General features: G+C 69.7%; 1 pseudogene. It reads right to left on the bottom strand.

Going from position 1 to position 228, the window contains the following annotated elements:
• A pseudogene (locus tag SB786_RS38040) lies at positions 1-228 on the bottom strand (3-methylcrotonyl-CoA carboxylase); the annotation flags it as partial.

Below are 228 nucleotides of genomic sequence, written 5' to 3'. Positions count from 1 at the left end.
CCGCTGTCGATGCGCACGCTCGCGCGCTGGCCTGCATCGCCGAGCCGGAACTCGACGCCCGCGGGCATGTGCAAATGCTTGAGCGTGCCCGTGGACGGCAGGAAACCGCGCACCGGATTCTCCGCGTAAATACGCGCTTCGAGCGCATGCCCCGTCACCGCGAGTTGCGACTGCGCGAGCGGCAGCGGTTCGCCCGCCGCCACGCGCAACTGCCACTCGACGAGATCG

The sequence above is a fragment of the Burkholderia sp. SIMBA_062 genome (genome assembly GCF_046534765.1).
GTDB classification, from domain to species: Bacteria; Pseudomonadota; Gammaproteobacteria; order Burkholderiales; family Burkholderiaceae; genus Burkholderia; species Burkholderia ambifaria.
The sequence above is the reverse complement of the archived record's forward strand: the minus strand, read 5'-3'. Positions and strand labels throughout refer to the sequence as shown.